A 14,639-nucleotide genomic window follows, 5' to 3' on the forward strand; every position below is an offset into this window, starting at 1 on the left:
TTCGCTCAAGCGAAGCGGCAAAACATGATTTAGCGCCATCGACATTCAATCGTTTAACATTAAATTAACTTATAAAATGCGTATGCTTTATCAGTTTTGCCGGTCAAGCGCCTGTTTTTTAGACATATCACCAAATGTTATCATTCTTGTCACTTCAGGCGGTACGATGAGTGAAAAATGACGCAGACATTTGCAGGGTTTAAATGCAATAATCAGCCACGTTTCTAGTCAATAACAATACCAGTACCTGGTTTGCGCAAGGCGAAGGATTATTTTTATGAAGCTTAAGAACACTCTCCTGGCGTCCGCACTGCTTTCTGCGACTGCTTTTTCCGTAAATGCAGCGACAGAACTGACGCCGGAGCAAGCGGCAGCACTAAAACCTTATGACCGCATTGTGGTCACCGGGCGTTTTAATGCCATTGGCGATGCGGTAAATGCCGTATCCCGCCGCGCAGATAAAGAAGGTGCAGCCTCTTTTTATGTTGTTGATACGTCCGATTTTGGCAACAGCGGTAACTGGCGTGTCGTGGCTGACGTTTATAAATCAGACGCGCCAAAATCCGACACGCCTCAAAACCGTGTAATTAACGGTATCGTCGAATTACCGAAAGATCAGGCCGTGCTGCTGGAACCTTACGACACCGTAACGGTGCAGGGTTTCTACCGTAGCCAGCCGGAAGTGAATGACGCCATCACCAAAGCAGCAAAAGCAAAAGGCGCCTACTCGTTCTACATTGTGCGTCAGGTCGATGCCAACCAGGGCGGCAACCAGCGTATTACCGCGTTTATCTATAAAGAAGATGCGAAGAAACGCGTCGTCCAGAGCCCGGACGTTATTCCTGCTGATTCCGATGCGGGTCGTGCAGCGCTGGCCGCCGGCGGTGAAGCAGCGAAGAAAGTGGAGATTCCGGGCGTCGCGACGACCGCTTCTCCAAGCGCTGAAGTCGGACGCTTCTTCGAAACGCAATCCTCAAAAGGTGGACGTTACACTGTCACTCTGCCTGATGGAACGAAAGTCGAAGAGCTGAACAAAGCGACCGCTGCGATGATGGTGCCGTTTGACAGCATCAAATTCACCGGCAACTACGGCAACATGACGGAAGTCTCCTACCAGGTTGCCAAGCGTGCGGCGAAGAAAGGCGCGAAATATTATCACATTACCCGCCAGTGGCAGGAACGTGGTAACAACATGACGATCAGCGCCGACCTGTATAAGTAAAGTACGCTCCCGCCATCCGGTGTTGTCATAACGCCAGATGGCGAGACCAGGCATCTTATCCGGCCTACGTGTTAGTAGGCCTGATGAGCGTAGCGCCATCAGGCGCCAATACGATGCTGCCCTATGTGAAATCTACCCGCCTTTAGCATTTTTAGTCACAAATGTTTCAGAGATCATTGCATGCGGTCTCTTCTCTCCGTAAAATCCCGCGCCTTAGTGGCTTTCACCATTTTTATGCGTTTTGCCAAAATAATTATTCTCCCACTCTCGTTTTTATAACTGGATACCGATGGAAAAGAAACTGGGACTGAGCGCGCTGACCGCGCTGGTTTTAAGCTCAATGCTTGGCGCAGGTGTGTTTAGTCTGCCACAGAACATGGCGGCGGTGGCCAGCCCGGCAGCGCTGCTGATTGGCTGGGCGATTACGGGCGTCGGGATACTGCTGCTGGCTTTCGCTATGCTGATCCTGACGCGCGTTCGCCCGGAACTGGATGGCGGGATTTTCACCTACGCGCGCGAAGGTTTCGGCGAACTGATCGGTTTCTGCTCCGCCTGGGGATACTGGCTCTGTGCCGTTATCGCCAACGTCTCTTATCTGGTTATCGTTTTTTCTGCCCTGAGCTTCTTTACCGATACGCCGGAACTCCGCCTGTTTGGCGACGGCAACACCTGGCAGTCCATCATCGGCGCGTCGGTACTGCTTTGGGTGGTGCACTTCCTGGTGCTGCGCGGTGTGCAAACCGCTGCCAGCATCAACCTGGTCGCAACGCTGGCGAAGCTGTTGCCGCTGGGGTTGTTCATCGTCCTGGCTATCATCATGTTTAAGCTCGATACGTTCAGCCTGGATTTCACCGGTCTGGCGCTGGGCGTTCCCGTCTGGGAGCAGGTTAAAAACACGATGCTCATCACGCTGTGGGTGTTTATCGGCGTGGAAGGCGCGGTTGTCGTCTCCGCCCGGGCGAGAAATAAGCGTGATGTCGGACGTGCGACGCTGCTGGCGGTTCTCGCCGCATTGGGCGTCTACCTGCTGGTGACGCTGCTCTCTTTAGGCGTCGTCGCCCGCCCGGAACTGGCGGAGATTCGCAATCCGTCAATGGCGGGTTTGATGGTGAAAATGATGGGGCCGTGGGGCGAAATCATTATCGCGGCGGGTCTTATCGTTTCAGTCTGCGGCGCTTATCTGAGCTGGACCATTATGGCGGCGGAAGTGCCGTTTCTGGCCTCAACGCATAAAGCCTTCCCGCGCATTTTCGCCCGCCAGAATGCGCAAGGCGCGCCATCGGCTTCGCTGTGGCTCACCAACGCGTGCGTTCAGATCTGTCTGGTGCTGATCTGGCTCACAGGTTCGGACTACAACACGCTGTTGACGATTGCTTCAGAGATGATTCTGGTACCCTATTTCCTGGTCGGCGCGTTCCTGCTGAAAATCGCTGCGCGCCCTCTTCATCAGGCGGTAGGTGTCGGGGCCTGCATTTATGGCTTATGGTTATTGTATGCGTCCGGCCCGATGCACCTGTTGCTGTCGGTGGTACTGTATGCGCCGGGATTGCTAGTTTTCCTCTACGCACGCAAGACGCATACACACGATAATGTCCTGAATCGTCAGGAAGTGATGTTGATCGGTCTGCTACTCATCGCCGCTGTTCCGGCTACGTGGATGTTGGTGGGGTAATCGTCGCCCCATTGTTTGATGCCAAAGGAGACTACAATGGGTAAAAACCAGCCCTTGCCCATCCTTATCACGGGAGGAGGCCGCCGCATCGGTCTCGCGCTCGCGTGGCACTTTCTCAATCAAAAACAGCCGGTGATTGTCAGCTACCGGACGCACTATCCGGCCATCGACGGCCTGACGCAAGCGGGCGCGCTGTGCATTCAGGCCGATTTTTCCACCGATGACGGCGTCCTGGCATTTGCTGAGAAGATAAAGACCCATACGCCAGGCCTGCGGGCTATTTTGCATAACGCCAGCGCCTGGATGGCCGAGACGCCTGGCACCCCGCTCTCTGACGTGCTGGCATGCATGATGCAGATTCACGTCAATACGCCCTATCTGTTAAACCATGCGCTGGAAAGACTGTTGCGCGGCCACGGACATGCGGCCACCGATATCATCCATTTTACGGACTATGTTGTGGAACGCGGCAGCGACAAACACATCGCCTATGCCGCCAGTAAAGCAGCGCTGGATAATATGACCCGCTCCTTTGCCCGCAAACTGGCCCCGGAAGTGAAAGTCAACGCCATCGCCCCGTCGCTGATCCTGTTTAACGAAAACGACGACGCCGAGTACCGTCAGCAGGCGCTCAATAAATCCCTGATGAAGACAGCGCCCGGCGAGAAAGAGGTAATCGACCTGGTGGATTACCTTCTCACCAGTTGCTTCGTTACCGGCCGCAGTTTCGCCGTGGATGGCGGCCGGCACCTGCGTTAATGCAGTTTGATCCAGCAAAATATCAGCAGCCATGCGCTCAGGCCCCAGCACACCACCGCCCCGCCGAGCGCAACGGGCAAACGCAGAAAACCGGTGAAATACCAAAGCGTGGCGAGGTAGACAAAATAAGGGATGATCGACCACATACTGAATACAATGGTCGTGCGTAACGCGTCAATTCCGCGCTCGCTGGCGACAATATAGTGGGCAATCAGTGCAAATGTCGGAAAAAGCGGAATTAATCCGGCGATATAGTAATTTTTTGTTTTTGCCAGCAAACCAATCAATACCACCACCAGCGCACCCAGTGCGGCTTTTATCACGAGTCCCATTTCGATGCCTTAACACATCAATAACATTGAGGCTGTAGCATAACGGAAGCGCTCTCGTTTAGAAAAGATTAATGGAAGGGAAAACGGAGGCGGTGTATGTTGGCGTTTTCTCCGCGTAATGAACGTTATGAACACCATCGTATTTGTTGAGGATGACCCTGAAGTTGGCTCGCTGATTGCCGCTTATCTGGCGAAACACGATATTGAGGTGCTGATTGAACCTCGCGGCGATCTGGCTGAAGAGACGATCCTTCGCACGCAACCCGAGCTGGTGTTACTGGATATCATGCTGCCGGGCAAAGACGGTATGACCATTTGCCGCGATTTGCGAGGCCGCTGGCAAGGGCCGATTGTCCTGCTGACCTCACTGGACAGCGACATGAACCACATCCTGGCGCTGGAAATGGGCGCCTGTGACTACATCCTGAAAACCACGCCCCCTGCCGTGCTCCTCGCCCGTCTGCGCCTGCATTTACGGCAGAATGAACTCAGCGCGCAGGCAAAAGGCATTCAGGATACGGCGATGACCCCGCATAAAACGCTGCGTTTTGGCGCGTTGATTATTGACCCGGTCAATCGTTCAGTCGCGCTCTCCGGCGAACCGGTTTCGCTTTCCACCGCCGATTTCGAATTACTCTGGGAACTGGCAACCCATGCCGGGCAGATTATGGATCGCGACGCGCTGCTGAAAAACTTGCGCGGCGTCAGCTACGACGGCATGGACCGCAGCGTGGATGTCGCTATCTCAAGGCTGCGTAAGAAATTGCAGGATAACGCCACCGAGCCCTATCGAATCAAAACGGTTCGCAACAAAGGGTATCTGTTTGCCCCCCATGCGTGGGAAGAGAGTCAGCGTGATTAACCGGGTGCATCAATGAAAAAACTGTTCGTTCAGTTTTATCTGCTGCTGTTTGTCTGCTTTCTGGTCATGACCCTGTTGGTCGGGCTGGTGTATAAGTTCACCGCAGAACGCGCAGGCAGACAGTCGCTGGATGATTTGATGAAAAGCTCGCTGTATTTAATGCGCAGCGAATTGCGGGAGATCCCTCCGCGCGACTGGGGGAAAACCCTCAAAGAGATGGATCTTAATCTCTCTTTCGATTTGCGCGTAGAGCCGCTCAATAAATACAAACTCGACGCGCTTACCACACAGCGTCTGCGCGAAGGCGACATCGTCGCGCTGGACGATCAGTATACGTTTATCCAGCGCATCCCCCGCAGCCATTACGTGCTGGCCGTCGGGCCAGTTCCTTATCTCTATTTTCTTCACCAGATGCGGCTACTGGATATCGCGCTGATGGCCTTTATCGCCATCTCCCTCGCCTTTCCGGTGTTTATCTGGATGCGCCCGCACTGGCAGGAGATGCTGCGCCTGGAGGCCGCCGCTCAGCGTTTTGGCGAAGGGCACCTCGCAGAGCGCCTTCACTTTGACAACGGTTCCAGTTTTGAACGTCTCGGCATTGCCTTTAACCAGATGGCAGATAACATCAACGCGCTGATCGCCAGTAAAAAACAGCTTATTGACGGCATCGCCCACGAACTGCGTACACCGCTGGTGCGTCTGCGTTACCGGCTGGAGATGAGTGAAAATCTCAGCGCACAGGAGTCGCAGGCGCTGAATCGCGATATCGGCCAACTGGAAGCGTTAATCGAAGAGTTACTGACCTATGCGCGGCTGGACAGGCCGCAGACTGCGTTAACGCTCACCGTTCCCGACCTCCCCGTGTGGCTGGCGAGCCACCTGGAAGACGTACAGAGCGTCAACCCCGGACGCACGGTGCGGCTCAGCCATCTTACGCCTGGCGATTACGGCGCGCTGGATATGCGGCTAATGGAGCGTGTGCTGGATAATCTGCTCAATAACGCGCTGCGTTATTCCCATTCCACCGTTCAGGCCAGCCTGTTATTAAGCGGCAATCAGGCGACCCTGATTGTTGAAGACGACGGCCCCGGCATCGCGCCAGACGCGCGCGAACATGTGTTCGAACCCTTTGTGCGCCTCGATCCCAGCCGCGACCGCGCTACCGGAGGCTGCGGGCTGGGATTAGCCATCGTGCGCTCCATCGCCCTGGCGATGGGCGGAACGGTAAACTGTCGCGAAAGTGAACTGGGCGGCGCCAGATTCACCTTCAACTGGCCCGTCTGGCACAACATCCCCGAATTTCCCCCTGCCTGACGCATAGCGCACGATGGTCAGGGCGGGTATGATGTGATATACAGTAAGTATGTTGTAACTAATATCCTTCTTTCTGCGACACTGAAATGGTGGTGATATGGCCCGTTACGATCTTGTCGAACGCCTGAATGGTACTTTTCGCCAGACAGAACACGCGCTGGCAACCCTGACAGAAAATCTCGAACAGCAACCGCTGCTGATTGCCCGCGTCTTCTCCCTTCCCGAAGTAACCAAAGAGGCGGAGCACAACCCTCTGGCGACCATTGCGGTGGAGCAGCATCTGGGAAAAGAGGCCGAATCGCTGGCGCTGCGCCACTATCGCCACCTGTTTATTCAGCAACAGTCTGAAAATCGCAGCAGCAAAGCGGCGGTTCGCCTGCCCGGCGTATTGTGCTATCAGGTTGATGATGCCACGCAGGTCGCGCTGGAAAACCAGATCCAGCACATCAATCAGTTAAAAACGACATTTGAGCGTATTGTGACGGTGGAATCAGGATTGCCGTCAGCGGCACGTTTTGAGTGGGTGCATCGCCATCTGCCCGGTCTTATCACGTTGAATGCCTACCGCACGTTAACGGTGATCAAGAATCCCGCCACCCTCCGTTTTGGCTGGGCCAACAAGCACATTATTAAGAATCTGCGCCGGGATGAGGTGCTGGCGCAACTGGAGAAAAGCCTGAACACACCGCGCAGCGTGCATCCCTGGACGCGCGAAGAGTGGCAGGCCAGGCTGGAGCGCGAATATCAGGATATCGCCGCCCTGCCGCAACAGGCGCGGCTGAAGATTAAAAGACCGGTGAAGGTACAGCCGATTGCCCGCGTCTGGTACAAAGGGCAGCAGAAACAGGTTCAACACGCCTGCCCGACGCCGCTTATCGCGCTGATCAATACCGATAAAGGCATGACCGTGCCGGATATCGGCGAACTACTGAATTACGATGCGGACAATGTTCAGCACCGCTTTAAGCCTCAGGCGCAACCGTTGCGACTTATCATCCCCCGGTTGCACCTGTATGTGGCGGATTAACGGCCGGGCTTCATGCTGCCCACCATCAGTTCCGGGCGCACCCAGCTATCAAACTCGGCTTCAGTGAGATACCCCAGCGCCAGGGCGGAGGCTTTTAAGGTCAGCCCTTCCTTGTGCGCTTTTTTGGCGATCTCCGCCGCTTTGTCATAGCCGATGTGCGTGTTGAGCGCGGTGACCAGCATCAGCGATTCATTGAGCAGTTGATTAATACGCTCACGGTTTGGCTCAATACCGACCGCACAGTGCGCATTAAAGCTTTCCATCCCATCCGCCAGCAGGCGTACCGATTGCAGGAAATTATGGATAACCATCGGGCGATAGACGTTAAGCTCAAAGTTTCCCGACGCCCCGCCCATATTGATAGCCACATCGTTGCCTATCACCTGACAGCAGAGCATGGTCAGCGCCTCGCACTGGGTCGGGTTCACTTTGCCTGGCATAATCGAACTGCCCGGCTCGTTCTCAGGAATGGCAATTTCACCAATGCCGCATCGAGGGCCAGAAGCCAGCCAGCGAACGTCATTGGCAATTTTCATCAGCGACGCCGCCAGCCCTTTTAGCGCGCCGTGCGCATGAACCAGCGCATCACAGGTCGCCAGCGCTTCAAACTTGTTCGGCGCCGTCACAAATGGCGCGCAGGTGATCACCGCCAGCTCATCCGCCACGCGGCGGGCATATTCAGGATGGGTGTTCAACCCTGTGCCCACCGCCGTGCCGCCCAACGCCAGCTCCGCCACATGCGGCAGGCTATTTTCAATATGTTTGAGATTGTGCTCCAGCATCGCCACCCAGCCGGAAATTTCCTGACCGAGCGTCAGCGGCGTCGCATCCTGCAAGTGCGTGCGGCCAATTTTCACAATGTCGGCAAACGCATGGGACTTTTTGCGCAGCGTATCAGTCAGGACATTAAGCTGCGGGATGAGATGCTTGCGTAGCGCCAGCAGCGCCGCAACGTGCATCGCGGTCGGGAAAACGTCGTTCGAACTTTGGCTTTTATTGACGTCATCGTTCGGGTGAACTTTGCGCTCCATGCCGCGAACGCCGCCCAGCAGTTCGCTCGCGCGGTTCGCCAGTACTTCGTTCATGTTCATGTTGCTTTGCGTGCCCGACCCGGTCTGCCAGATCGCCAGCGGAAATTCGTCGGGATGTTTATCGGCCAGCACTTCATCAGCCGCCTGCATAATGGCGGAGGCTTTTTCCGCCGACAGCAGCCCTAAGTCCTCGTTAACTTTGGCTGCCGCACGCTTGGTCAGCGCCAGCGCATGGATCAGCGAGACGGGCATTTTCTCCGTGGAGATACGAAAATGCTCCAGCGATCGTTGGGTTTGCGCTCCCCAAAGTTTATCTGCCGGAACATCAATCCCGCCCATCGAATCTTTCTCGCAGCGTACCGTCGTCATTACTTTCTCCTTGTTAACAATGAAGTTGAGGACATGCTCACACACCTGTCAGGATTAAGTATTGATTGCTTCATAAATACTGCATGGCGCTTTGTGCGCTTCTGAAATGCCGGGCGGCACAGCGCCTTACCCGGCCTGCAAATGTACCTTTTTATTGTCTTACTTCACGCAGCGCGTGCACTGCGAAGTCTGAATTTGCTGGAAGAAATCATTGCCTTTGTCATCCACCAGGATAAAGGCCGGAAAATCTTCCACTTCAATTTTCCAGATCGCTTCCATCCCCAGTTCAGGGTATTCCACGCATTCCAGACTCCTGATGCTGCCCTGCGCCAGCACGGCGGCAGGCCCGCCAATGCTGCCCAGATAGAAGCCGCCGTGTTTATGGCAGGCATCGGTCACCTGTTGGCTACGGTTGCCTTTGGCCAGCATAATCATACTGCCGCCCTGCGACTGAAGCTGATCGACGTAAGAGTCCATACGTCCTGCGGTCGTTGGCCCCAGCGAACCGGACGCGTATCCTTCAGGCGTTTTTGCCGGTCCCGCGTAGTAGATCGGATGATCTTTAACATACTGCGGCAACCCTTCGCCACGGTCCATCCGTTCTTTCAGTTTGGCGTGCGCGATATCACGCCCCACAATAATCGTCCCGTTCAGCGACAGACGAGTCGAAACCGGATACTGCGACAACTGTTGCAGGATCGCTTTCATTGGCTGGTTGAGGTCAACGCGAACCGCCTCGCCTTCGCCTGCCTGGCGCAATTCTTCAGGAATATATTTACCCGGATTATGTTCCAGTTTCTCGATCCAGATACCTTTGCGGTTGATCTTCGCTTTAATGTTGCGATCCGCAGAGCAGGAGACGCCCATCCCGACCGGACAGGACGCGCCGTGACGCGGTAAACGAATGACGCGGATATCATGGGCAAAATATTTACCGCCGAACTGAGCGCCTAACCCGAGATTCTGCGCTTCCGTCAGCAACTCTTTTTCCAGCTCCACGTCGCGGAATGCCTGACCGTGTTCGTTCCCTTCCGTCGGCAGTTCGTCATAGTATTTTGCGGAGGCCAGCTTAACCGTTTTCAGCGTTGCTTCCGCCGACGTCCCGCCGATCACGAAGGCGATGTGATACGGAGGACAGGCCGCCGTCCCCAGTGTGCGCATTTTATCGACCAGGTAATTTTTCAGTTTGCCCGGAGTCAGCAGCGCTTTGGTTTCCTGATACAGATAGGTTTTGTTGGCGGAACCGCCGCCTTTGGCGATACACAGGAATTTGTATTCATCGCCATCAACGCTGTAGAGATCAATCTGCGCGGGCAGGTTGGTGCCGGTATTGACCTCTTTATACATATCCAGCGGGGCATTTTGCGAATAGCGCAGGTTATCTTCGATGTAAGTGTTATAAACGCCGTGCGCCAGCGCAGCCTCATCACCGCCGCCGGTCCAGACGCGCTGGCCTTTTTTACCAACGATAATGGCCGTACCGGTGTCCTGGCAGGTTGGTAAAATCCCTTTTGCGGCAATGTCCGAATTGCGCAGGAATTGCAGCGCGACATATTTATCGTTTTCGCTGGCGTCCGGGTCGCGCAGGATATCAGCGACCTGCTGTTGATGCGCAGGGCGCAGCATAAAGGAAGCATCGTGGAATGCCTGACGCGCCATCAGCGTCAGCGCTTCAGGAGCGACCTTAAGCACTTCCTGCCCTTCAAATTCGGCAACGGAAACGTGTTCACTGGTCAGCAGGTAATATTCGGTATCGTCCTTTTTGAGGGGAAAAGGAGCCTGATAATGGAAGGGTTTGTTCGACATTGTTCTCTCACTTACTGCTCGGTCTGGTTATTCTCTGGGCAGATGTTCCATTGCCCTGCTTACCCGTCACGCCTCCAGCGGCAGACATGTTATTGTCCTGCAACCCGAATGCGTCAGGGTGTAAAAAGCGAGTTACACTATCCTACACAATTTTTTAACAAAAACTGAGACAAGTACGACTTTTTGCGCGCAGAGGTTACTTCCCGCGGGTTTCTTGGTTTAATACGCGAATTAATTTCCATATTGAAACAGGGCTTGATAATGCAAAAACTCATCAACTCAGTGCAAAACTATGCATGGGGTAGTAAAACTGCGTTAACGGAACTCTACGGCATCGCGAATCCGTCTCAGCAGCCAATGGCCGAGCTCTGGATGGGCGCCCATCCCAAGAGCAGCTCCCGAATTGAAGGCGCTGACGGGAAAGCCGTCTCGTTACGCGACGTGATTGAGCACGATAAAGCCACACTGCTGGGCGAATCTGTCGCAAAACGTTTTGGCGAGCTGCCCTTCCTGTTTAAAGTGCTGTGTGCCGCGCAGCCGCTTTCCATCCAGGTTCATCCGAATAAACACAACTCAGAAATTGGTTTCGCGAAAGAGAATGCGGCCGGTATTCCGATGGATGCCGCCGAGCGTAACTATAAAGATCCGAACCACAAGCCTGAACTGGTCTTTGCCCTGACGCCTTTCCTGGCGATGAACGCATTCCGCGAGTTCTCTGAGATTGTCTCCCTGCTGCAACCTGTTTCCGGCGCGCATACCGCCATTGCCCACTTCCTGCAAGAGCCGAATGCCGAACGCCTGAGCCAACTGTTCGCCAGCCTGCTCAATATGCAGGGCGATGAAAAATCCCGCGCGCTGGCGGTGCTGAAAGCGGCGCTGAACAACCAACAGGGTGAACCGTGGCAGACGATCCGCGTCATATCCGAATTTTACCCGGATGACAGCGGCCTTTTCTCTCCACTGCTGCTGAACGTGGTCAAGCTGAACCCTGGCGAAGCCATGTTCCTGTTTGCCGAAACGCCTCATGCCTATTTGCAGGGTGTGGCGCTGGAAGTGATGGCGAACTCCGATAACGTCCTGCGCGCCGGGCTGACGCCGAAATATATCGACATTCCTGAGCTGGTCGCGAACGTCAAATTCGTTGCCAAACCAGCCGATCAGCTGCTGACAACGCCGGTAAAACACGGTGCGGAACTGGACTTCCCGATTCCGGTGGAAGATTTCGCGTTTTCGCTGCATGACCTCTCCGCTCAGGAAACGGCCATCAGCCAGCAGAGCGCCGCCATTCTGTTCTGCGTGGAAGGCGAAGCGGTGCTGAGCAAGGGCGAGCAGCGTCTGGTGCTGAAACCCGGTGAATCCGCGTTTATCGGCGCTGATGAGTCTCCGGTCAACGCCAGCGGCGTGGGCCGTTTGGCCAGGGTTTACAACAAGCTGTAGCAACATACTGAATTTTTTAACAACTCTTGCTAAGCTAGTTAAAGGCTCACAACTTCTCCAGGCGGTTTAATCCGCCTGGTTTCATTTTTATGGATAATCGATATGAAAAAATCGCTGGTAGCTACAGGTGTGATCGTCGCCCTGGGCGTGGTCTGGACAGGCGGGGCCTGGTACACCGGGAAAAAACTGGAAACGCATCTCGCACAGATGGTGAATCAGGCAAATGAGCAGCTTAAACGCACGGCGCCTGAAGCCGCCATTGAGCTGAGCTATCAAAACTACCAGCGCGGCATTTTCAGCAGCCAGTTACAGCTGGTGGCGAAGCCTGTCGAAGGCAAGGAAAACCCCTGGCTGAAGCCAGGACAAAGCGTCGTACTGAACGAAGCGGTGGATCATGGCCCTTTCCCGTTCGCACAGTTGAAATCGTTCAACCTTATCCCTGCGATGGCCTCAGTGAAGACGACCCTGGCCAACAACGACGTCACCAGACCGTTGTTTGATATCGCAAAGGGCGAGACGCCGGTCGAGATTAATTCCCGGATTGGTTATGGCGGCGATACCCGCTCAGATATCTCCCTCAAGCCGTTGAATTATGAAAATAACGGTGAAAAAGTCGCCTTTAGCGGCGGGGAATTTCAACTGAATGCCGATAAAGACGGCAATGTTGTTTCACTGTCAGGCGAAGCGCAAAGCGGCCTGGTGGATGCCGTCAACGAATATAACCAGAAAGTCCAGATTACTTTTAATAACCTGAAAACCGACGGTTCCAGCACCCTGGCCAGCTTCGGCGAGCGTATTGGCAACCAGACGCTGTCGCTGGAAAAAATGACGGTATCGGTAGAAGGTAAAGAGATGGCCGTGCTGGAAGGCATGGTGATCGACGGTAAGTCCGATCTCGTCAACGACGGCAAAACCATCAATAGCCAGCTGGATTACTCGCTGAACAGCCTTAAAGTGCAGAATCAGGATCTGGGTAGCGGCAAGCTGACGCTGAAAGTGGGACAGATCGATGGTGAAGCCTGGCACCAGTTTAGCCGCCAGTATAACGCTCAGACTCAGGCGCTGATGACGCAACCCGAGGTGGTGCAAAATCCTGAACTTTATCAGGAGAAAGTGACCGAAGCGTTCTTTGGCGCCCTGCCGCTGCTGATGAAGGGCGAACCGGTGATTACCGTCGCGCCGTTAAGCTGGAAAAACGCTAAAGGCGAGACCGCGCTGAACCTCTCCTTGTTCCTGAAAGATCCGGCCGCGACCACTGAAGAACCGCAAACGCTGACTCAGGAAGTGGATCGTTCCGTTAAATCTCTCGATGCGAAGCTGACGATCCCGATGGATATGGCCGTTGAGTTTATGACCCAGGTCGCCAGACTGGAAGGTTATCAGCAGGAAGATGCCGATAAGCTGGCGAATCAACAAGTCAAAGGGTTAGCCGCGATGGGGCAAATGTTCCGCATCACCACGTTGCAGGATAATACCATTGCCACCAACCTACAGTATGCTAATGGTCAGGTAACGCTCAACGGGCAAAAAATGACGCTGGAAGAGTTTGTCGGCATGTTTGGTATGCCTGCGCTCTCCGTGCCGGACGCTCCGGCGATTCCTCAGCAGTAAGTTTTCTGTACGTCCCGCGCCCGGCGGGATTTTCCCGTCGGGCCGCCATTCAAACACCTGTCCCGCCACGCTATTTTTGCGTCACCAGACGAGCGGAAATGGTCTGGCTGCGCGAATGGCTCTCTTCATGACCAATCCGTTGCAGGATGCGCTCCGCAAGGGTATAGCCAATTTCGCGGGCTGGCATGCTGGCCCAGATGATCGGCAGATCGTCCAGCGCGTTTTCCGCCACATCAGCAAACGCCGCCAGCGAGATCTGTTGTTCAAAATAGCGATCAACGCCAATTTCACCACTCTGCCGCCCCGCTTTCATCAGGCCAAACCATGCTCCCATCGCAATGGTTTCGTTGTAGCACACCACTGCGCTGATGGTCGGGTTATGCCGCAGTAATGCGGTAATGGCTTCGGCGGCCTGCTTCTGGCTGGATGTGCACTCCAGCACCCAGTCGCTGTGAAAAGGCAACCCAAACTTCAGCAGCGTCGCGCAATAGCCGCCGACGCGCTCCGCGCGCGTTAATGAGGAGCTTTGCCCTCCCAGCCACGCGATCCGCTGATGCCCAAGGCGAATCAGATGTTCCGTCAGTAGCTGCGCCGCCTGCATGTTATCCGGCCGGACAGTATCCACCTCTTCCAGATAACTGGCGCGCGAGGCAAACACCACCGGAATCCCTTTTTCTTCTGCCCGTTCCCGGAGCGCATCGCTGTTACCCGCCGCTCCGGCGATCACCACGCCATCCACACCCTGATTAAGGAGCATAGCGAAACGCTGACTCAGCTGTTCGCCATCCTGACCGCCGTGCAACAAAAAGACCATGCGCCCCTGCGCTTCCAGCGCCTCTGTCAACCCGGCCGTGAGTTCCGCATAAAAAGGCGCAGACAGATCGCGCACAATCAGCCCAATGACGCCGCTCTGCCCACCGCGAAGCGCCGATGCCTGGCGGTTACGCACAAAGCCCAACTGTTCAATCGCCGCGTTAACCCGCTCGCCGGTGGCTGACGAAATCCGCCCTTTGCCACTGAGCACTAATGAGACGGTACTGACGGAAACGCCAGCCGCCAACGCGACATCATGGATGGTGGTTTTTTTGGCTATAGCCATGAAAAAAGAAAGCTCCCTGATAACGTGACAGATAAAACGTTTTATCAATCACTTATATTTATACGCTTTATTATCGTTCGATAATGTGATTTACGCCG

Annotated in this window: 12 protein-coding genes; 8 read left to right on the top strand and 4 right to left on the bottom strand. The window is 54.9% G+C overall.

The genetic code is table 11. The features are described from left to right. The first annotated feature begins 277 nt into the window (after positions 1-277). The 3 genes from ydgH (at position 278) to folM (ending at position 3,653) form a co-directional block, all read left to right on the top strand. Positions 278-1,222: a DUF1471 family protein YdgH gene (gene ydgH, locus OGX80_RS08430; RefSeq protein ID WP_115181665.1), complete on the top strand. Its 945-nt coding sequence runs from the start codon at positions 278-280 to the stop codon at positions 1,220-1,222. A gap of 289 nt (positions 1,223-1,511) precedes the next feature. After that, the gene (locus OGX80_RS08435; protein ID WP_012132487.1) at positions 1,512-2,894 is read left to right on the top strand and encodes an amino acid permease; all 1,383 of its coding nucleotides are present in this window, start codon (positions 1,512-1,514) and stop codon (positions 2,892-2,894) included. A gap of 36 nt (positions 2,895-2,930) precedes the next feature. Further along, positions 2,931-3,653 (top strand): dihydromonapterin reductase, encoded by a 723-nt coding sequence (gene folM / locus OGX80_RS08440; RefSeq protein WP_115181666.1) that lies wholly within the window; start codon positions 2,931-2,933, stop codon positions 3,651-3,653. Here folM and OGX80_RS08445 read toward each other — a convergent pair. Next, positions 3,650-3,985 (bottom strand): GlpM family protein, encoded by a 336-nt coding sequence (locus tag OGX80_RS08445; protein ID WP_012132490.1) that lies wholly within the window; start codon positions 3,983-3,985, stop codon positions 3,650-3,652. The two genes, folM and OGX80_RS08445, sit on opposite strands and share 4 nt — an antisense overlap. A gap of 127 nt (positions 3,986-4,112) precedes the next feature. On the opposite strand from OGX80_RS08445, the gene rstA reads away from it, so the two are divergent. The 3 genes from rstA to tus all read left to right on the top strand — a co-directional run bounded on the left by rstA (position 4,113) and on the right by tus (position 7,188). After that, a complete protein-coding gene (rstA, locus tag OGX80_RS08450; RefSeq protein WP_047463690.1) occupies positions 4,113-4,847 on the top strand; it encodes a two-component system response regulator RstA in 735 nt (244 codons plus the stop codon). A gap of 12 nt (positions 4,848-4,859) precedes the next feature. After that, positions 4,860-6,161 carry a two-component system sensor histidine kinase RstB gene (rstB, locus tag OGX80_RS08455; protein WP_114848514.1) on the top strand — a complete coding sequence of 434 codons (1,302 nt, stop codon included), beginning with the start codon at positions 4,860-4,862 and terminating at the stop codon, positions 6,159-6,161. A 97-nt stretch (positions 6,162-6,258) separates the two neighbouring features. Beyond that, positions 6,259-7,188 (top strand): DNA replication terminus site-binding protein, encoded by a 930-nt coding sequence (gene tus, locus OGX80_RS08460; protein WP_115181667.1) that lies wholly within the window; start codon positions 6,259-6,261, stop codon positions 7,186-7,188. Here tus and fumC read toward each other — a convergent pair. Further along, positions 7,185-8,588 carry a class II fumarate hydratase gene (gene fumC, locus OGX80_RS08465; protein ID WP_115181668.1) on the bottom strand — a complete coding sequence of 468 codons (1,404 nt, stop codon included), beginning with the start codon at positions 8,586-8,588 and terminating at the stop codon, positions 7,185-7,187. The genes tus and fumC overlap by 4 nt on opposite strands. Before the next feature lie 159 nt (positions 8,589-8,747). Continuing rightward, on the bottom strand, positions 8,748-10,394 hold the full coding sequence (gene fumB / locus OGX80_RS08470; protein WP_115181669.1) for a class I fumarate hydratase: 1,647 nt from the start codon (positions 10,392-10,394) through the stop codon (positions 8,748-8,750). Positions 10,395-10,655: 261 nt separating this feature from the next. On the opposite strand from fumB, the gene manA reads away from it, so the two are divergent. Further along, positions 10,656-11,831 carry a mannose-6-phosphate isomerase gene (gene manA, locus OGX80_RS08475; protein ID WP_115181670.1) on the top strand — a complete coding sequence of 392 codons (1,176 nt, stop codon included), beginning with the start codon at positions 10,656-10,658 and terminating at the stop codon, positions 11,829-11,831. A gap of 102 nt (positions 11,832-11,933) precedes the next feature. Then, positions 11,934-13,442: a YdgA family protein gene (locus OGX80_RS08480; protein ID WP_115181671.1), complete on the top strand. Its 1,509-nt coding sequence runs from the start codon at positions 11,934-11,936 to the stop codon at positions 13,440-13,442. Between the two features lie 70 nt (positions 13,443-13,512). On the opposite strand, the gene OGX80_RS08485 is transcribed toward OGX80_RS08480, so the two are convergent. Continuing rightward, positions 13,513-14,541 carry a Mal regulon transcriptional regulator MalI gene (locus OGX80_RS08485; RefSeq protein ID WP_115181672.1) on the bottom strand — a complete coding sequence of 343 codons (1,029 nt, stop codon included), beginning with the start codon at positions 14,539-14,541 and terminating at the stop codon, positions 13,513-13,515. Positions 14,542-14,639 lie beyond the last annotated feature (98 nt).

Source organism: Citrobacter sp. CK194 (assembly GCF_030333395.1).
GTDB lineage: Bacteria > Pseudomonadota > Gammaproteobacteria > Enterobacterales > Enterobacteriaceae > Citrobacter_B > Citrobacter_B koseri.

Coding starts and splice junctions, on each gene's coding strand:
- manA (WP_115181670.1), top strand. CDS start 10,656: ATGCAAAAACTCATCAACTCAGTGCAAAACTATGCATGGGGTAGTAAA.
- folM (WP_115181666.1), top strand. CDS start 2,931: ATGGGTAAAAACCAGCCCTTGCCCATCCTTATCACGGGAGGAGGCCGC.
- ydgH (WP_115181665.1), top strand. CDS start 278: ATGAAGCTTAAGAACACTCTCCTGGCGTCCGCACTGCTTTCTGCGACT.
- rstB (WP_114848514.1), top strand. CDS start 4,860: ATGAAAAAACTGTTCGTTCAGTTTTATCTGCTGCTGTTTGTCTGCTTT.
- tus (WP_115181667.1), top strand. CDS start 6,259: ATGGCCCGTTACGATCTTGTCGAACGCCTGAATGGTACTTTTCGCCAG.
- OGX80_RS08445 (WP_012132490.1), bottom strand. CDS start 3,985: ATGGGACTCGTGATAAAAGCCGCACTGGGTGCGCTGGTGGTGGTATTG.
- OGX80_RS08435 (WP_012132487.1), top strand. CDS start 1,512: ATGGAAAAGAAACTGGGACTGAGCGCGCTGACCGCGCTGGTTTTAAGC.
- fumB (WP_115181669.1), bottom strand. CDS start 10,394: ATGTCGAACAAACCCTTCCATTATCAGGCTCCTTTTCCCCTCAAAAAG.
- fumC (WP_115181668.1), bottom strand. CDS start 8,588: ATGACGACGGTACGCTGCGAGAAAGATTCGATGGGCGGGATTGATGTT.
- rstA (WP_047463690.1), top strand. CDS start 4,113: ATGAACACCATCGTATTTGTTGAGGATGACCCTGAAGTTGGCTCGCTG.
- OGX80_RS08485 (WP_115181672.1), bottom strand. CDS start 14,541: ATGGCTATAGCCAAAAAAACCACCATCCATGATGTCGCGTTGGCGGCT.
- OGX80_RS08480 (WP_115181671.1), top strand. CDS start 11,934: ATGAAAAAATCGCTGGTAGCTACAGGTGTGATCGTCGCCCTGGGCGTG.